12 protein-coding genes are annotated in these 19,234 nt (G+C 43.6%); 4 read left to right on the top strand and 8 right to left on the bottom strand.

Features of this window, described 5'->3' with window-relative positions; genetic code table 11:
* The first annotated feature begins 91 nt into the window (after window positions 1-91).
* The 4 genes from ACBP55_RS11575 (at window position 92) to ACBP55_RS11560 (ending at window position 5,157) form a co-directional block, all read left to right on the top strand.
* Window positions 92-1,531 (top strand): spore germination protein, encoded by a 1,440-nt coding sequence (locus ACBP55_RS11575; RefSeq protein ID WP_464651661.1) that lies wholly within the window; start codon window positions 92-94, stop codon window positions 1,529-1,531.
* Complete coding sequence (locus ACBP55_RS11570; protein ID WP_464651660.1) at window positions 1,528-2,625, top strand: GerAB/ArcD/ProY family transporter; 1,098 nt, start codon at window positions 1,528-1,530, stop codon at window positions 2,623-2,625. The genes ACBP55_RS11575 and ACBP55_RS11570 overlap by 4 nt, the downstream gene beginning before the upstream one ends.
* Window positions 2,622-3,758, top strand: coding sequence for a Ger(x)C family spore germination C-terminal domain-containing protein (locus ACBP55_RS11565; RefSeq protein ID WP_464651659.1), 1,137 nt, complete (start codon window positions 2,622-2,624; stop codon window positions 3,756-3,758). Before ACBP55_RS11570 ends, ACBP55_RS11565 begins: the two co-directional genes overlap by 4 nt.
* A gap of 229 nt (window positions 3,759-3,987) precedes the next feature.
* Window positions 3,988-5,157, top strand: a complete 1,170-nt coding sequence (locus tag ACBP55_RS11560; protein ID WP_464651657.1) for an AraC family transcriptional regulator — start codon at window positions 3,988-3,990, stop codon at window positions 5,155-5,157.
* A gap of 49 nt (window positions 5,158-5,206) precedes the next feature.
* On the opposite strand, the gene ACBP55_RS11555 is transcribed toward ACBP55_RS11560, so the two are convergent.
* The 8 genes from ACBP55_RS11555 to ACBP55_RS11520 all read right to left on the bottom strand — a co-directional run bounded on the left by ACBP55_RS11555 (window position 5,207) and on the right by ACBP55_RS11520 (window position 19,028).
* On the bottom strand, window positions 5,207-7,288 hold the full coding sequence (locus tag ACBP55_RS11555) for a DUF5054 domain-containing protein (RefSeq protein WP_464651656.1): 2,082 nt from the start codon (window positions 7,286-7,288) through the stop codon (window positions 5,207-5,209).
* A 15-nt stretch (window positions 7,289-7,303) separates the two neighbouring features.
* Window positions 7,304-8,197, bottom strand: coding sequence for a carbohydrate ABC transporter permease (locus tag ACBP55_RS11550; RefSeq protein WP_464651654.1), 894 nt, complete (start codon window positions 8,195-8,197; stop codon window positions 7,304-7,306).
* 16 nt (window positions 8,198-8,213) lie between these two features.
* Window positions 8,214-9,104 carry an ABC transporter permease gene (locus ACBP55_RS11545; protein ID WP_464651652.1) on the bottom strand — a complete coding sequence of 297 codons (891 nt, stop codon included), beginning with the start codon at window positions 9,102-9,104 and terminating at the stop codon, window positions 8,214-8,216.
* A 75-nt stretch (window positions 9,105-9,179) separates the two neighbouring features.
* Entirely contained in the window at window positions 9,180-9,428 is a 249-nt protein-coding gene (locus ACBP55_RS11540) for a hypothetical protein (protein ID WP_464651650.1), read from the bottom strand.
* 83 nt (window positions 9,429-9,511) lie between these two features.
* On the bottom strand, window positions 9,512-10,837 hold the full coding sequence (locus ACBP55_RS11535) for a type 2 periplasmic-binding domain-containing protein (protein WP_464651649.1): 1,326 nt from the start codon (window positions 10,835-10,837) through the stop codon (window positions 9,512-9,514).
* Window positions 10,838-10,978: 141 nt separating this feature from the next.
* Window positions 10,979-12,751 carry a sensor histidine kinase gene (locus ACBP55_RS11530; RefSeq protein WP_464651648.1) on the bottom strand — a complete coding sequence of 591 codons (1,773 nt, stop codon included), beginning with the start codon at window positions 12,749-12,751 and terminating at the stop codon, window positions 10,979-10,981.
* Window positions 12,748-14,145, bottom strand: coding sequence for a response regulator transcription factor (locus ACBP55_RS11525; RefSeq protein WP_464651646.1), 1,398 nt, complete (start codon window positions 14,143-14,145; stop codon window positions 12,748-12,750). Before ACBP55_RS11525 ends, ACBP55_RS11530 begins: the two co-directional genes overlap by 4 nt.
* 209 nt (window positions 14,146-14,354) lie before the next feature.
* Window positions 14,355-19,028 (bottom strand): FIMAH domain-containing protein, encoded by a 4,674-nt coding sequence (locus ACBP55_RS11520; RefSeq protein WP_464651645.1) that lies wholly within the window; start codon window positions 19,026-19,028, stop codon window positions 14,355-14,357.
* Window positions 19,029-19,234: the final 206 nt, after the last annotated feature.

The following is a 19,234-nucleotide window of genomic DNA, read 5'->3' as shown; positions in this document are numbered from 1 at the left end:
GCCCACCGCGAGCGTGCTGCATCAGGAAGGAATAGGAATAAGAGTCCGAGGGTAAAATAAGGTAAAATTTCGTGAGAAGAGGAGATCTTTATTGAAAGCTGATCCATCTCTAGATAATAACGAGAAGTCGCTGAAGGAAATGCTATCACAAAGCTCCGACTTCAAATCGAGTGATTTCGCTATCGGTGACCGCCATTATCGACTTTTTTATTTAGATACAATGATCAATTTTGACGTTGTGCAAGACCATATTATTCGCCCTTTGCTTCATCACATGGACGCCAGCGTCCGCGAAGCCGTGTCCATTCTGGATTACATCGAGACGGATATTCTATCGGTTGGGTTGAAAGCGCTGGTTAAAGGGAAGACGCTGCTCCAAATCGATGGCGAAGCGAAGCTCTATTTGCTTGGAACAGAGCTGAGAAAAGAACGCTCTGTCAACATTCCGGTGAACGAACGCGTGCTGCGCGGTTCCAACGAAGCATTGATCGAAAACTTGGATACCAATCTCAATTTGATGCGCAAGCTGATCGCGACGCCCGATCTTGTCGTAAAGTTCTATCAACTCGGTCGTAGATCGGATACGAGAGTAGCCGTTCTTTACTTGCGTTCCGTCGCCAACGAAGACGTCGTAATGGAGTTTGAGCGCAGGATCGGGAGCATCGACATCGATTACGTCGAAGCGCCCGGTTTTCTCAAAGAGTTGATCCAAGAGAGAAAGTTTTCGCTGTTTCCGCAAATACTCGTGTCCGAAAGACCGGACCGTGTAAGGTCTTACCTGATGGATGGGAAAATCGCGATTTTGACCGACGGTTCACCCGATTGCCTTATGGTTCCGGTTTCGTTCTGGGCGTTCTTCCAAAGTCCCGACGATTATCAAGTCAACTGGCTGTTCGGCAGCACCTTCCGGTTTCTTCGGGTCCTCTCCTTTATACTTGCGATCAGCTTGCCCGGCCTTTACGTGGCACTTGTCACCTTTGACCCTCGCATTATCCCGTTCGAAATCTCGCTGACGCTGCAAAGCTCTATGCAGTACGTCGCGATGCCTCCAATACTCGAAGCGATTTTCATGCAGGTCACGCTCGAAATCCTGCGGGAGGCAACTGTCCGTCTCTCAAGCCCGATCGGGCAGACGATCGGCGTCGTCGGCGGTATCGTGATCGGTACCGTTGTCGTTCAGTCCAATCTGATTTCCACGATGATGGTCGTCGTAATAGCGTTTACGGCAGTTGCTTCTTTTATCATTCCATCCTATGAAATGAGTATCGCGGCCCGTCTATTGCCGTACCCGTCTATCGTCTTGTCCGCGATCTTCGGACTGATCGGCTTTGAGCTTTACTTACTCTTAGTGCTGACGCATTTGGCCCGGTTGCATACGATGGGCATTCCGTTTTTTTACTCGGGTTTTAGCGGGGATTCGATCAGGGACACGATATTCAGAGGGCCGCTCCGGAGCTTGAAAAAACGTCCAAAGGAAAGCCTGGCGCAAGACGAGACGAGAATAAAGGCATCGGGGGGAAAGACCGAATGATCCGCATGGAGAAGCTATCCCTTCAACAGCTTATTTGTCTCGTGATTTTGACCCAAATCGGCGCTCATGTTTTAACAATCCCCATCGAAGAATCTAAACACTCGGGCTACGATTCGTGGATGTCCTTATTGATCGGGGGGGGGATGGCTCAAGTCGTCATCCTGATCATCTATCAGCTTAGCAAAAGATATGCCGATCGGTCGTTGCCCCAATATATATTCGCGATCGTTGGAAAGCCGCTCGGGTCGGTCCTGAACGTCTTAATTGCCTTGTTCTTCGCCCAGTCGAGTCTAATGGTCATTGTCACTTACTCCGATGTCATCAACCGATGGGTGTTATTTACGACCCCTTGGTTTGTGATCATCGGGATTTCGACAGCAATCGCCGCATATATCGCTTCTTCTACGCTCCGGTCGGTGGTCACAATTACACAGACGATTATGTTCATGTTTCTGATTTGTTTTGTGATCGTGTTTATAAGCGGTACGGGAAAAGGGGACCTGCGTCATTTTCTGCCGATCGGTACTCATGGGATCGGAGCGATTATGAAGGATGCTATTCCTTCCGTGTGGGCATACGCGGGTTATGAGCTTCTTCTGTACGTTTTTCCTTTCGTAAAATACCGCAAGAAGAAGGATATCATGATCGCCATGTCTGTCGCCAATGGATTTACGACCTTTTTTTACGTCATGATTTCGTTCATTGTGACGTACAGCTTCAGCGAAAGCCAACAGAAGTCCATTTTCGAGCCGATGGTGTTCATTCTACGGCAATTTCATTGGCCTATCGTGCAAAGCCTCGATATTCTATTCATGACGATTTGGTTCAGCGTGACTACGGTAACCGTTTATGTTTATCTGTTTTTGTCCGCCCGTTATTTGGCTTTCATCCGGAGCAAAGAAATCCGAAACCATCCGCTTCTCGTATGGATGTTGGCAGCCGTCATCTTCTACATCGGGATATGGGGCTCCGACCGGCAATGGATTTTCCGATTTACCAAATACCATGATATGTCTTCGATGTTTTTCCTTATGATTGTGCCGACCGTGCTGTTGCTTACTTCACTTATACGGGGAAAGGCGGGTTCAGGATGAAAAAAGCAGCAATCGTCATTTCGTCGCTGTTGCTGTTGACCGGCTGCTGGGATCGCTTGCCGCTGCGCAATCTTAATCTGGTGGACATTGCCGGTGTTGACCTGGACGAGAAGAGCGGGGGCGTCCTGCTTGATTTCGTCGTCACAAAGATAAAGAAAACGGTGCAAGGAGGAGGGGAGCCGGTTTCGGATACAACGGAGCTCAAAGGAAGGACCATAGCCGAAGCGTTCGAACAAGGAGTGTACATGGATCGAGGTCCATTCTCTGGGATCAACACGGGTGTTTTTTTATTAAGTGAAAAGTTCGCTACGAAAGATCCTGTACGAGAGCTTGCTTTTTTGCTCCACGCCCCCTATACGTCGATCAATACCTCTGTGTTCGTATACGAGGGGTCCGTGTCTAAGCTTTTAAAAATTAAATCGAGCGAAAGCAAAACATTTACACATAACATGAATGTGTTTATTTCGTCTTTGAAAACAAACGGAATTATGCCCAACGTTTCCATGATGCATTTTATTATGTCCCATGAAGACCCATTGGAAGATATATTGCTGCCGACGGTGAAGCAAATCGATTCGGGTTTGGAGTTGGGCGGCGCCTTATTATTCCGTCAAGGCGAGAGTACCGGGATTAAGCTTAGCAAAGAGCAAGTTCGAATGTTTATGTTCTTATCTGGGCATGGAAAAGGAAAGCAAAAGGTTGCCGTAAATTTATCGCAAAGCGGAGAGGGACGACAACCGCATACGGGGCAGGTAGACGGAACAACTTATGCGTTTTCCGCCAAAAAAGTGGATTCGAAGATCACCGTGCGCTCGGAAGCGAGCGGATTGCCGGAGGTAGGCATCAGGGTTCGTTTGAAAATTAATGTTTTCGCGCTTGGCGAAGAAGTTCATACGCTAAAGACTGATTACGTAAATCGAATGGAAAAAGAATTGGCCACTCATTTGGAGGAAACGGCGGCAGCGACGATCAAGGATTTGCAAAAAGCGAATTGCGACGCTCTCGGCATTGGCATGCAAATAAAGGCGTACCATCCGAACTTATGGAAGTCTTTAAATTGGCGCAAAGACTATCCGCAATTATCGATCGTACCGCATTTCGACGTACAGATCCTGAACGCGGATTCCGATTAACTTAGAGGGGTATTTCTTAGCGCCCGCCGCAAGAAAAATTCGAAAACCGTACCATACGTAAGCACATAGTCGGTAGGGGCTGTCCCATAAGACGTTCATCTTTAGGCTGCCTCCCGTTTTCACTGTTGCTTATAATAGATTCAAAATATACATTTTTTCGGGAAATTGAATTTTAAATTGAACGAATGTTATTATTGAAGATATTTAGTTAAGGTTGTGGAGGTTTCGCATGAGGACTGCTGAGGAGAAAGCGAGATGCTTTCATTATCTGCACGGGATTGATGTCATTGGAGCTGATAACGATGGGCAGCTTCTGTTTGCATGTATCCACCCGGAAAGACAAAAGTTGCTTTCCAAGACACTGCTGCTCATGAAAGAGATGATCAAGCAATTGTCGCATCTTGATCATCCATACTTCACGTTTTGGACACCTGATTCGTGTTTGTATCATTATCTACTGGTTCGCACGGATAACGAAGAAATAATGCTCATTCTAGGGCCTGTCGGATTGGCATCCCCTGAGAGCAAGTTCGATCTGCTTATCCCGTCCAAAAACAGAAAAGAGCTCGAATATCTGGGGCGATTATTCTATTGGTTGTTCGTCAAAGATGAAGAACATTGCATTCCGCGGCCGAAAACGTACAGCATAACGCATCCCCCTTCTCCCCTCGTAATCCCTGAAGTTTCTCTTGTCAACCTCTACTACGAGCAAGAAGCTTTGCACATTACACTTGAGGAATACGAGCGGTTAAAAGGAAAAATGCAGACCGGCGACGTCTCCATCGTTCAAAGCCACTTGGATTCCATGTCCAGCTTCCAAGAAAGCGTCAACCGATTTGAACTTGCGAGCGGCGACGTCCTTCGTTCCGCCAAAAACCATTTCATTTCCACATGCGCGATCGTTTGCCAAATTGCGGTGGAAAGCGGCGTAGAAAATGGATATGCAAGAACGCTTGCCTACAAATTTATCGGACGAGCGGAGAACCTTGGTACAAGAGCAGAAATTGTACTGCTCATGAAAGAGATGATTTTACAATATACGGCTGCCATCAAACAATTTGCAAATCCACAATACTCGGCATTAGTGAGAGATATCATTCACTATATGAATTTACATTTTTTCGAAAAAATCACATTGAACGACGTGGCAGATAAATTTGGTAAGCATCCTTCCTATATATCGAATAAGATCAATATGGAAACAAGACTGTCTTTTAGCGATAATTTGAATAAAATTCGCATAGCCGAGAGCAAGCGACTGCTGACTTACTCTCAAAAGTCGATCAATGAAATTGCCATCGCAGTCGGCTTTGACTATCAGAACCATTTTTCGAAAGTATTTAAGAAAATAACGGGTGTCACGCCATCCGAGTATCGGAATAAAACAGCGAGTGGTTAATTTTGATCATTCTCAGAAGTGATTTCCAATTCATTCTTTAGGAACTCTATTATCTGTTAGACTTGAACCGTAATCGGAAGCGGTATTTCATATCTTCCTCGAACCACATGCGAAAATTGGTTCCCCATACGTTATTATGCAAATTAAAATGGAATCCACCTTCCAGAGGAGCGAACGTATTGTTGAATTGCAGCAATCTTCTTTCACCCGGACATACGATGGGAGCATCCATCGTCTCGATTATGAGGCTCCCATCCGCGCCTTCATAATAAAGTCCTGTATTCACAGCGTGCATATTCCGGTTTCCGTTCTTTACTACCGATAACGGCGAAATCCGTGTACCCAGTTTATCCATCGTCCACATGTTCGGATTGTCAACGCAAGGGACAAACGAGAACCAGCTTGCTTCCGGCAAACGACATGCCGGTTTTTCCATCCAGTTCAACTCTACATCGATGTTAAAATCGTCATGATGGAACGTGTATACGATCGCGAGCTGATGAGGTGCGCCATAATGGTTACAAGCATCGGAAGGAATTTCCAATTGAGCCCTTACTTTGTCGTTGCCCGCCCGCTTTTCCAATTGAAGGCTTCTTAGAATCGGACGGTACTGCTTATGTTCCGGAGCAGGCTCGGCATATTCAATACCGGGCTTGCCGTGATCGGGAATCGCCCAATAATAATGCTGCTTCAGGTTAATCGTATATTCCTTAAAATAGCGGTCGTAGTTTTCTTTGCCGAACGTTTCATATCGGTAGACAGCCAACCTATTTTCATCATTTGCCCATTCTTTCCCATTTATATCCATCAGTTGATCAATCGAACCATCGGAGGCGAAGCTAACGCGAAATTTCCCCAAAGTATAGCATCGGTTCATTTCAAGATTCTCGATGTGTTCGGCGTCATTCGAAAGATACGAACTGACAAGGTTCAGGCTGTCTAACACTTTCTTTGCTTCGATTTGCAACTCCGAACTTAGCGCTGACACCGCCTGATCCAGATATGCGCGCTGCTCCTCCCACGAGTTCTCAAAGTACCTATAACTGCGCTCCTTTTGCCCAATTTGATTAAACGAATCATACGGACCTTGAACCGCTTCATTCCTAATTTGATCCTTCGATCTCGCCGCCTTAAAATCGGTTGCAGAGTAATTTACGTAATCCGCCAAATATGTTTTCTCATCCAACCCCCAAGTATGCTCTGGGATCAACATGAGACGATTGCAAAACTTGCCGTAACTTTCGCCATTGGGATCTAAAGAACCCGCATCCACCCATTGATCTCTTAATCGAAGCAATTCCCGGTAACGTGCCACTTTCAAAGGATCGGAAGCCGTGCCATGTATCCACGAATCACCGATTTCCTCACTGACGACCGGAAGCACATGCTTACACTGAAGCAACTTTTCAGCGAATGCATCTAGTGTCGACGCGGCAATTTCCGCACCAGGGTATTCAGTTTGCAATCGGCTGTACAGCCTCTCTATTTCTTCAATGGAAGAAGGACCACGATTATCACCTGTGTGGGCAAAATAGAGCACATCCTCAAGTCCCTCCACTTCCAGAGCTTGACCATAATCACCAGCATAGTTCACGATCAGTTCGGAGCCGTCGCTTGCCATCCAAACAAACGCTTGCGGGACGCACGGAGGCTTGCAAGAAGGATTTACTCCTACATGTAAATAACGAATTCCGTATCTAGCCAATATAGGCACGATGCCAATCGTATGACCGGGGACATCCGTCATTTTCGCGGCTATGGTCTTTTTCCCGAATCGTTGATCCAACTTCTTGGAGATCGACAGGCCATATTCAAGCAATGTTTTATCCATCAATTCCGTATGGGTCGTAAAAGGAAGACCGTGCCAGGCAATTTCTCCTCTGCTAATCGCATGCTCCATTTGGATCCTCTGCTCTTCCGATGCGGATTGCAAATATTCCTCGATCAACCAAGACCCAACTGTCCAAATAAACTTATGCCGTCCGTCTTCTCTTGCCATTCGTTCAGACAATGATAAGGCTTGCGGAATAAACGTATTCATATACTTGTCAACTACATTAGTCGCAAGATCGGTAAACCCGATATCCAAATGCGTTTTGAAAATAACGTGTACTTTTTTAACTGTAGTCATAAATTCAGCCTTCCTTCATTCTTTCACAGAACCGAGCACGATCCCGTGAATAAAATATTTTTGCAAAAATGGATAGATCACCAACAAAGGGAGCATCGTCACAATAAGCTTGGCGGAATTCAGCGTTTTATCCGAAGCTTTAAATAATTTTATTAATTCCTCGGTGGTTAAAGTGCTTAACAATTGCGGATCGATCCGTACCACCAGCTGCTGAATATACGTCTGAAGCGGATAGTTTTCCGGCATATTCATAAAAATCAATCCGTCAAAAAAGGAGTTCCAGTGTCCGACAATGCTGAAAAGTGTTACTGTTGCCAAGGCAGGAAGCGATATCGGAATAAAAATTCGTAAGAGCGTATTAATGGGTCCTGCTCCATCTACAACGGCTGCCTCTGAAAGCTCTTTAGGCAAATTTCTGAAAAAATTCATGATCAGAATAACGTTAAAAATCGGTACGGCCCCGGGCAATACTAGCGCCCAAATAGAATTCAGCAGATGCAGCTCTGCCACGGTTATATAAAGAGGGATGAGCCCGCCTGAAAAAAGCATACAAAATACCAGGAACCACATATAAATGTTTCGTCCGGGAAACCTGTTCGGTTCTTTTGACAATGGATACGCCATCAGGACCGTTAATAAAAAGTTGATCGCTCCGCCGATCGCAACTCGCTTCACTGACACAAGAAAAGCTTGAAAAAATTTATGATCTTGCAAGATGATCTGATAAGAGGACAAATTGAATCCTACCGGCCATACGGACACGATTCCCGCATTCGCAGCGGATTTATCGCTAAAGGAGAGAGCCAGTGTATACCAAAGTGGAAATAATGACATACAAAAAATGAGTATCAATATCAAATAATTACCAAAATCCGCGCTTCGGCTAAGCCACGTTCTAGACTGAACCATACAATCCCTCCCCCCCCTAAAAGATTCGATAATTAGCTAATTTGCTCGCCAGCTTATAAGATAGTGCGATCAACAAGATAGCAACGATTGATTTCAGTAAGCCAACGGAAGTCGCCAAGCCATACTGAAAATTGACGAGCCCCACCCGGTAAACGTAGGTATCGATAATGTCACCGGAGCTGTAAACTAGCGGGTTATACAAGTTAAACACTTGGTCGAAACCAGCATTTAAGATATTTCCTAAGCTTAGCGTAGATAACAAAATGATCGTTGACATAATACCGGGAAGCGTTATATGTCTAAGCTTGCTTAACCTACCGGCACCATCAATTTCCGCCGCTTCATACAAGGAAGGGTTAATTCCCGCTAGTGCCGCCAAATACACAATAGCGCTGAAGCCAAATTCCTTCCAAACGTCACTCCCGACGATAATGTAGCGAAACCAACTGTTATTGGCCAAAAATAGAATAGGATCAATACCAAACTGGCTTAAGATTCGATTAATAATCCCGTCTAAGGAAAGCATGGTGGTCAAAATCCCCGACAAAATGACCCAAGAAATAAAATGCGGCAAATATACCACCGTTTGCACCCATCGCTTAAACCATCGAGTTCGCACCTCATTTAAGATCAGCGCGAAGGTAACGGGAACAATGAGCCCTGCTATTATTTTCATGGAAGCTATAATAATGGTGTTTAGAAATACACTTCGGCTGTCCGGGATCTGAAGCATGAACTTGAAATTATCGAGGCCGATCCACTCTTGCTTGAATATCGGAATGCCTGGTATAAAATTTTGGAACGCAATGACGGCCCCAAACATCGGGATCAAGCTGAACAGGATAAGGAAGACCATTCCCGGCAGCAGCATTAAGTGATAGGTGATGAGCCATTTGTTCGACCTCATACCCAAACCTCCAATCGATTCTGAATATAGGAGAAGCGCCAAGCTACAGGCTGGCGCTCCCCTGACTTTCATGTATTAACGGTTCATTTCTTGCGTAACTTCATTAATGATCTCCTTACCGCCAATGCTGTTCCATTGATTGACGAAAGAATCAAAGCTATCAAGCGGTGCTTCTCCCATAATAATCTTTAGGAATGTCTCATTTTCAAGCTTTTGCAAAGTCGCCCACTTCTGATCCATGGATTTGGTTTTTCCGAAAAATACGTTCCGGACCATGTTGACTTTATCGGAGCCCATCAATTGGGAACCATCCATTCTAGACATTGCATCGCTCCAGGCGTTTATATCCTTTTTCGGATTGTCCTTATTTTGCGCTACATGATCATAATAAGATTTTAGTTCCGCATTTAAAGAAGCCGATTTTTTGCATCAACGGCCTTTTTAAGCTCCGCAGAAGTTTGGTACACCGTATCTTCCGGACCCACTTGCAGTGTAAACGGCCACAACCCCCACATCGAGCCAACTCCCGGCACATCCTTGTAAATATCCTTCGCTGCCGCATCAAATTGTCTAATTCCGTCATATTCCACGTTCAGCGTCCTAACAACCGCTTCAGGATGCGCATACCCTTTGCGTACAACAAGGAAACTGCTTGTCGGATCTTGATCTGCGGTATTAAATTTACCTTTCGTATCAAGTGGCGCAAGGAACGGCTTCCATTCCGCCGTGGGATCATTCTTGACGGAATCTGGCAGCGGCCAATACGGGCTCCACCATGGACCAAAAACAATTCCTACCTGGTTATTAGCCACTACTTCGTTAGGATCTTTGCGCAGCGCAAATTCTTTGTCAATAATGCCCTGAGCATAAAGATCATGCAGCTTGCCTAACGCCGTCTTCATCTCAGGCAATGTCGAACTGTATACGACTTTGCCGGAAGCATCCTTTAGCCATTGACCCTTGTAGGCATTCATCGCACCGAAAATCGGGTCGAAGCCGTGCGTAGCATTCCAGCCTGCAAGCTTCGGAATACCTGTAAAGCCAATCGTCCCTTTACCGCTGGCATTTTTATCAATGAAAGTTTTCGCGATGTTTACCAAATCGTCGAGCGATTGAGGCGCCTTCAATCCATATTTGTCTAACCAATCTTGGCGGATCCATGTTATGTTATATTGCTGACCAATATTCGTATTCGGGAGCGCCATGAGCTTTCCATTAAACGTTGCCCGTCCAAGAACGCGATTATCATAGGATTTATATAGCCCTTTGATATAATCATTCGCATTGTCTTTATAAACATTTGTAAGATCTTCAATGAGGTTGGCCGCTGCAAGCTGCTTCAATTGCAACTCGTTTACAATAAATGCGTCTGGTAAATCACGGCCTGCGATCGACACGCCTATCTTTTGATCATAGGCATCCGGGGTCTCAACTTGCCAAGTTAAGTTAACCTTAACATTTAGTTTTTTCTCCACGTAACGAAGATACTCATTGTTTCCTACTGTATCGCCATTAGGAAGCTTTAGATCTTTGGTGTTGTATACTTTAGCGAGATTGAGGGTAACAGGCTGATCATACTTGACGTATGGACCTGCTGAAGCTGCACTAGGCGAGGTCGAAGCTTTGCTAGGCGCTGCTGAACTAGAAGGTTCAACCTCATTCTTTGTCTGGCTGCAAGCGCTAACAACTATCATTAGCGAAGCCAGGGCTAACATGGACCATTTTTTTGACATCTTCCTTTTGCCCCCCCTGAATGTATCTGAACTACAGCTTAAGCTTAACAGTAAGCCGAAATGTTCCGTGAGAGAATTGTGGTGTTCTTAGGAGGAAATTCGTCTTTTCATTACAACAATGAAATCGTTTAGACCGTTTTCTTACTCGTTCTGACCATTTTCATACTTCGGCTTTCGTAGAGGAATGGTTAATGTTACAACGGTACCATGTCCTTTCAAGCTTTCAATAGTAAACCTGCTATGATCACCGTCGTAATACGTTTGCATCATTCGTTTGACATAGTCGAGACCGATGCCTAATCCCGATTCCTTTAATGGATTTTTTTCTTCCATAATCACTCTTGAAATTTCTTCAGGGGTCATTCCTCTCCCATTATCCTTAACCTCAACGAGCATGGTATGTTCGTCGTTCCTTCGGATGCTAACTGTGATCTTGCCATTTTCATCATGAAGACCATGATAAATCGCATTCTCCACAATGGGCTGAAGAATAAATCGTGGAATTTCGATCTCCTGCAAGCTTTCATCAATATCGCACAAAACTTGAAAATCATAATCATAACGAATCCTCTGTAAAGTTACATAGTCTTGTAAGGCTTCAAGTTCAACCTTGAGCGGCACGATTTCCCCCTTTTTCCCAAGGTTGTAATTGAGTACACGGGTGAAAACGGAAACAAGCCGGTCGATTTCGAATTGTCCGTTCATTTTGGCCAGCCATTGAATCGTATTCAGTGTATTGTGAATGAAATGGGGATTAATCTGGTAGAGCAGTTTTTCAACCTCCAGCTTACGCTTATTCGTTTCACGCTGTTCAACATCGGTGATCAATTCTTGAATTCGATTTCTCATTTGAAACGATTTCCGCGTCAGCGCATCAAATTCAGCTATGTTCGTATACGCAACAGTCGAATCGAAGCGGTCATCCGCTAGCAGCTCGATTTGCTTGCCCACTCTCTTTAATGGGCGATACACCATTCCCCATAATAGGTAAGCAAACATCAAGCTAAATAACAAACTAGTGCACACGATTAAAGCGAATCTTACAAGCCACGAATAGAACTCATTCTCATAATCCTTTTTATTGATGACCGCGAGCAGACTCCAGCCTTGTTCATTCCGCTGTCCGAAAATATATGTATTATCTTTGACTGTTTTAAACGAGACTGTTGATGGTTCCACTTCAAAACGCATGCCGGGCTTAAAGGGTTCCGCTGCATCGCTATAAACAATTATGCCTTCATCATTGATCAGCACATTGGATGCAGGCATACCATACTGCTGCTTGTTCAAAATATTTTCGAACAATTTAAGATTTGTCTCGATATAAATGTAAGCCTGATTCATTTCATCCAAATTGTTCGGATTATAAACCGGCCTCAGCAATGAAAAAACCTGGTTATCCCCATATCGATAAAGTGTGCGATGCGGGCCTGAGAAAACGCCTCCTTTCCACTTCGCAAGCAAGGGAAGATTTAAGAAATCAGCATCAGGGCGAATCACCAAATTTTGAAACGGAATTTCGTTTTCTTTTGACAAGCGGTACAAAATTACACCGAGATCAGGGTTCGTAAAGTTTACTAGGTTCAGATTACTTTGTATGGCCTGACTAAGCTCTAATTTTTGATAACTGCTATCCATCGACAAATAACTTAATAACTTTTGCCCCACGCTGCCTTCATTCGTAAGTTGTAATGAAGCGTAATCCATATTGTTGAGCGTGCTTTGAAGGCTGGAGCTTGTCAGCTTCAATGCATTAAACAAACCCGATTCGATTTTTTTGTTGGTAATTTTCTTAATAGAAACAACGGAAACTGCACCTAATAATAGTAAGGGGATTAATGTACTTAACAATAAGATGATGATCATTCGTGATTTTAAGGTATAGGTAGGTGTAAGGAGGCTAAATTGCTTCATGCTTTTTCCCCGATGCTTGAAATCCGTTGTTTGCGGTATTCGTTCGGATTGATCCCATAGTGATGGCGAAATACTTTGCTGAAATATTTTTCATCCTGAAAACCGGTTTGTTCGGCGATTTGATAAATAGGGAGATTCGTCTCGTGTAGATAATCGACAGCTTTGCGCAGCCGTATTTCTTTCAAATATTCTCCATAGGGCTTCCTCACCGTTTCTTTAAAGATTTGGCTGAAGTAGCTCCCGCTCATTAAATACTTGGTTGCCAATTCATCACGGCTAAAGGAATAGTCGTTTGTTTGATGGATATGTCGAATCGCTTTCACCAGATTTACGACGATTTCCGACCCATACGAATGTCGTTTCATTTCATTCCAGATGGCTGTTCTAGTCTCTTTCAACCAATCTACCCAATCCGTCCAAAGTGGAAATAGATTGTTGCATTGCAAGCGCTTTCTAGTTGGTTCGTTTTGCACGATTTCAAGCCATGGAGTCATTAATCCATTCATCAAGTTGTGTACTTTATTCGGCTCGGGCATTGCATGTACCATTTTCTCGATTAATACGGCAAAATCATCATCGTCATAAATCCAGCGAGTATCGAGCCACTGGTCCTTCACCAGCTGCCACTCCTCATCAGAATTCAACCGAAACTGAGATATCGCGTTCAAAGAAAGCCTTCCTATCTTTTGGCCGGGCTCGAAATGATAAAATTGAATTAATGGCACTATCACTCGAAGTCGATCATAAAAATACGGAATCGATTGCGGATTCCTTCCCTCAACATCCAGCCAGATCGATTTTTTTTGCCAAGATATGCAGGATTGGGCTTGATCGTATGCGTCGCAATGTTTCATGGAAGTGATGAACCACATACCGTTGTCTATTTTGATTACCAATTCAGTTTCTATAAATTCTAAAGGGAACTGTTCGGATTTGTCCTCGACAACGAGCACATGACCGCAAATTTCATTTTCATTACTTACGCTGCTTTGAGCGGGAATTCGACTATACTTTTCCTTGAAGATTCGACTGGTAATTCGTTCGAGAGCATCTTCAATCTTTTCATGGTCAAGCTGTGTCTTGATTATATAATCAATGGCACCAAGTCGCAGGGCTTCCTGAATATAGGTAAAGTCCTGATGGCAGGTAAGCACAACCATCCAAGTATCGGGAAAGCACTCTCCAACCTTTTTCATCAATTCAAGACCACCCATAATAGGCATTGTCAAATCAACAAAAATAAGATCTACTGCATGTTCCTGCAGCATTTCAAGAGCGAGTTCGCCGTTCCCCGCTTCGCCTATAATTTCAATTTCATATTGCTCCCATGGAAAAATAGAAATGATTCCTTTTCGAACGAGCTTTTCATCATCGACGATAATGGCTTTGAGCATTAAATACACCTCATTCTATCCGGATGCTGCCGTTAGCATTTCCCTTTAATTGTGATTATTCTTTAAGAACACAACATATTCCTGCTTCCACTTGCTCCAGAGCAAGCTTCAATTCGCGGAGCGTTAATGTGCTGAGCATAAAATCAACCCTTTGCTTTTATGTGAGAACGAGGTCAGGAGCGATAGCTCCTGACCTCGTCTGTACCACCTTATTCGGACCAAACTGCGATTATCGTTTTGGCATCTGCAGTCAAGACTTGCTTTACATAAGCAGAAATATCGCCTTGCTTTGCTTTCTCAAGATCCTTGAGAACATCTTGCATATGCTTAATCGCTTGATCTGTATGTCCTTTGCTATAGTGGTCAAGAGACTGGCTGAATTTGTTTGTGATTTGCGCTACCAACGAACCGTTTACTTCCCCTGTAGCCACATATCTTTCCATCAGTTCCTGCATCGAACTTTCGTTGGCCGCAACTTTTACGTTAATCTCGGATATCGTCACATTTCCAGCCAGATCCGTCGCAACGACTTGAATAAAATGGATTCCTAGTTGACCTGCCCAGTTCAAACTATTCTGTGCCGATGTTGCCAATACTCCATCTATGAGAATAGTTTGCGTAGCTAATCCAGACAACTGATCTTCCGATTGAACGAGCAGGTTTAACAATTGGCTGTCTAAGAAAGCTGCTCCATTCACCAACGGGCTACCATTTACAGTTAGTACCGTTGTTGGTGCTGTTTTATCTACATTCACTGTAATCGTCTTTGGCGCTTCAACATTGCCAGCGCGATCTGTCGAGCGATATTGCAGCTCATAGATGCCATCGCTAAGCAAGAGCGGAGAGGTATACGGCACGAATCCATTAGTTGATTGCAAGCCGTAAACGCTTTGCAATACGGTCAATGAATATTCCGAAGACGCTACGCCGGCATTATCGTCTTGAGATTGAAGCGTTACCGTCACATCGGATGTAAACCAATTGCCAGAGCCTTTCGATCCATCCAAAACAGCTTGAGTTGACGGTGCAGTGCCATCTGGCGTTCCAATTCCTTCATTGGAATTACGACTTTGTCCCACTGAGTTGTAGGCGCTGATTGCGAAATAATAGGTGGTTCCATTTTGAAGTCCCTCTATAGTAGTGCTGGAAACATTGCCTACATCAACCGTTGACGTGTATACGCCGCTCGCTGTTCCATATTTGACTTTATAACCGGTCGCTCCGGAAGTGCTGCTCCAATTCAAGGTTAGCTTTCCGTTTCCAGCTTCGATATTACTCTGAGTCGGTGCTGCTGGAAGATCCATAATGGAAATATCATCGTAATAAGCCGTAACCGTATTACCTGACCACTGATCGCCGATTACTATACGATTAAAGTTCGCGGCCCCTGTTAGAGAAGCAATCTTGACATTGTCGATGTACATATCCACTTGTGTTCCAGAAGTATAGTCCCACTTAAATTCATGCCATCCGGTTGTTCTAGCCACGCCTGTAGCCACATGAGTACCGCCGGTACGGTAAGCGTATTTCGTTGATGAAGTCGGCGTGTTGACCCCGATACCCCGTGCGGTAACACTATCGTCGACAAAAGCTAGGTTCTGCATGTTAGTTGCTGAAGCGGTGTCATAGAACCACATGGAGACTACCTTGTTATATGAGGTGTCAAAGGTTTGATAAATGGTATCCATATCTTCATTGATCATGTAACTCCTTGTACCGGAATGAACTTGGGCTGAGCTGAGCGATGGCGTACCTTTACCTGGCATTGACACCCAATTGCTCAATCCATTCTCGAAACTATCAAACGGCTGCATAGATTGGTAAGGATCTGTCGATAGCTTATAAGGTATATATATTGTGGCTTCTACAGAATTTGCGCTCAATGCACCAGAAGCTGAGTGGGACTTCATGATATAATAATAGGACTTTCCTTGCTCAACAATTGTTGAATCACTGCAAGAAAGTGTTGTTACCTCACTGCACACAGTCGTCGTATAAGGACCATCTTTGAAGTCTGAACGGTACACATCGTAGCTTACGGCATTCGAAACAGCTGGCCAAGTGAAATTAGCTACTGTTCCATTATAAGAACCAGAGAATGGAGCCGGAACCGGAACTTTCTCAGCAACCCCGAAACCATCTACAAAGGCATAGTAATTACCAGTTGGCTTGCTTGCATATATGGTAGCGCTTGTATTATTAGGTCCTGTAGTAAACTCAATGCTCTTCGCCTTTGTTGTGCTGTTGAACGTCTTATCCGTTATCGTTGTAGTAGTCTCAGTACCTCCATAATCTTTAACTCCTAATATCGCTTGATCCACATTAGCAGTAGTATTGGACAATCTGAAGTTATCCAGGTAGATTTCGTTTGCATTTGAGAATACCAAGTAAACATCGTGTACCCCAGTAACTGATGTTGTTATAGGTGTATCTGTTTTATTGTAATTCCAAGCGCCATTGTTGATTACGTCATTAGTTGAATTTATAGTATAGGTGGCAATCGACGGATTTGTTGGATTATCAAGTTTAACATCGATCTTACCGCCGGTCACTCTGCTTACTGCACCGAAGTTGATGCTGTTGTATAAACCTGTTCCAAAGTCGATACTGCTATATTTAACCCATGCGCCTGCAGTGTTACCACATAGACAGTTTTCTCCTCTGAAAGGGGTTTGGCTGAATGTTCCTGCGCTAGCATTATAGTCTTCTGCTTGAAATACCGTTCCCTGTATGATTCCCCAAGCATTTAATGTATAGGTCGTATTAGGCTTAAGACCGTTTACCGTCTGTTGTATGGTGTCTCCAGCTTTTAGCCGAACAGCATTATTCTGAAATCTAACCATGCTTGACGCTTTATAATCCCAAGCGGCCTGCTTAAAAAGTGACGGAGTTCCTGCAGTAATTGTCCATTCTTCAAAATTCCCTCTTTCAAAGCCCGCATTTTTCATCTGGTTTTTATATGGAATATTTGGATTTAGATAAAAAGTAGGATTTGGAGGATTAGCAAAGTCATGCCCCACTTTCCATGGAGCTACTCCAGTTTCCACTGCACCTATATCAGGTTTATTTCCAACATAACCATCAGTTATTCCTGGAATTACTACACCTTGATCTAAGCCTGTAGAGGTACTCTTCAAGGTATACGCTGAAGGAAGTGTTGGTGTTGGATTAGTTACACTATAAGGAGCCGTCCAATGTGTAGTACCAGCACTAATGATATTTTTGTCTTTCGTCATATCATTATTATTTGCTCCGCCTCCAAATGCACCACTTACTATGTTGTTAGTAAATTTCGAACCTATTGAATCACAGACATCAAAGTTATTGCAGAACTGGCCTATAGGGCCTTGGATTGAATTGTTATAAAATAATTGGTATTCATTAGGAACATTTATCAGCATTCCATTAGCACTTGTATTATAAGTAATGTTGTCATAAAAAATAACGTTATGCACTGAGTTATCCGGATAAATACCGTGGGACCCTCCGGCACCTATGATATCATGAACTACGTTATGATGTACTTCCGTGTTTTCCATATCCACATTCACAACATAGAATGCGCCACCATCTTTAGATAGCTTCATACCTTGGCTTATATCGTTATACTCAATAACTGATCTGGAAAAAGAGCCGCCTATAAGCCCACGCCCTGACATCGTAAGGGTATTATGGCTGACAAGATGGTTATATCCATTTAGTTTTACAGCATCTGCATAACTATGTAGGAAATCGACATTATGAATGTAATTGTTAATGATACTATTATCATGTCCATCAACTAGAATACCGGGACCGTACATATTTCTAATTTCGCTGTCCCGTATCGTATTGTGATCGCCATTCAAATTCAAACCTAATGTTAAACCATTAAGGTTAGCCATTCCAGCAGGTAAGTTATAGTCTGGAGCATCAACCAAAGTATTTTTCACCATATTATAGCTGGAATTAACAAAGTTAAGATTTGCAGCTCTTAGCTTAATTCCATCAATGGTTATATGGGTCTTTCCTGTTAAATCAAATGCATAGTCTCTCTTTTTAGCTTCAACCATAATCGTACTTGGATCTACGTTGCCAGGAGCAATGAAATATAATTTTCCATTTGCTACATCCTTGTACCATTCTGTTTCAACATCCAATACAGCCTTATTTCTTGTAATATAATAATATGAAGTATTGTCAGGATTGTAACCTGTAGATAGGACCGGCCAATTAATATTGATGGTTGAGGTAGTAGGATTTCCTGTAATGGCTGCTGTGTAGCTGCCATAACCATTCCCAGTTCGAACCCAAAGCATACCGCTATTTAATGTATTAGCAGGAAAATTAGTGCCTAATCCTGGTACGTCAACCATAGAAGACGTTGCCCCAAAAGTGAATGTTTTCACAGTATTATATTTCGTTTTGTCCAAAAGATCTGCAACTGCAATATTCGGAAATGTTGCTTCCTTCATTAGGACGCCATCAGCGAAAACAATATTTCCGTCGCCGTTGTAAATATCCCAGTTCATATCTGCTACATAGATATTTTTTCCGGTAGCCAATGTAGTATCCAATGTCCAACCTGTAATCAAGTCAGCACCTGATACAGTTACGCTTTCACTATTGTAGTTTTTAATCGTAACACCGGAATTAGCTGGAGTAACCTTTTCTCTGTACACACCAGCACGTACATATACAGTTTCTCCTGATTGAGCAATAGTTGCAGCAGCCTGTATGGTCTTAAAAGCGGCTCCAATTGTCAAACCATCGTTGGCATCATTACCATTTGTACCATCAACGTAGTAGCTTGTTGCAGTTGCAGTTGCAGTTGCAGCAAACGTTTTGGACGGTATCGATAGAACTGGTGTGCAAATCATTAGCATTGCTAATACCAGGGCCATCCATTTGTAAGTCTTAGTTGAACTTGTCTTAAGCATTCTCATTACCTCCTATTAGTTGCGTAAGCGTTATCATTAGCTTGAAAAATAGAATCAGAGTTTACTGACATGATTCATGCACCAAAACTTATGTATTTTCTAGATGTTGTATGCGGTAGGCTGCCCGCAGGCTGCATCTGCAGCCTCACGGGCAAACCTGAACCACCGGA

Source organism: Paenibacillus sp. WG02, assembly GCF_055396115.1.
This window is presented reverse-complemented; position numbering and strand designations above follow the sequence as displayed.

Coding starts and splice junctions, on each gene's coding strand:
- ACBP55_RS11520 (WP_464651645.1), bottom strand. CDS start 19,028: ATGGCCCTGGTATTAGCAATGCTAATGATTTGCACACCAGTTCTATCG.
- ACBP55_RS11565 (WP_464651659.1), top strand. CDS start 2,622: ATGAAAAAAGCAGCAATCGTCATTTCGTCGCTGTTGCTGTTGACCGGC.
- ACBP55_RS11530 (WP_464651648.1), bottom strand. CDS start 12,751: ATGAAGCAATTTAGCCTCCTTACACCTACCTATACCTTAAAATCACGA.
- ACBP55_RS11550 (WP_464651654.1), bottom strand. CDS start 8,197: ATGGTTCAGTCTAGAACGTGGCTTAGCCGAAGCGCGGATTTTGGTAAT.
- ACBP55_RS11570 (WP_464651660.1), top strand. CDS start 1,528: ATGATCCGCATGGAGAAGCTATCCCTTCAACAGCTTATTTGTCTCGTG.
- ACBP55_RS11540 (WP_464651650.1), bottom strand. CDS start 9,428: ATGTCTAGAATGGATGGTTCCCAATTGATGGGCTCCGATAAAGTCAAC.
- ACBP55_RS11545 (WP_464651652.1), bottom strand. CDS start 9,104: ATGAGGTCGAACAAATGGCTCATCACCTATCACTTAATGCTGCTGCCG.
- ACBP55_RS11535 (WP_464651649.1), bottom strand. CDS start 10,837: ATGTCAAAAAAATGGTCCATGTTAGCCCTGGCTTCGCTAATGATAGTT.
- ACBP55_RS11555 (WP_464651656.1), bottom strand. CDS start 7,288: ATGACTACAGTTAAAAAAGTACACGTTATTTTCAAAACGCATTTGGAT.
- ACBP55_RS11525 (WP_464651646.1), bottom strand. CDS start 14,145: ATGCTCAAAGCCATTATCGTCGATGATGAAAAGCTCGTTCGAAAAGGA.
- ACBP55_RS11560 (WP_464651657.1), top strand. CDS start 3,988: ATGAGGACTGCTGAGGAGAAAGCGAGATGCTTTCATTATCTGCACGGG.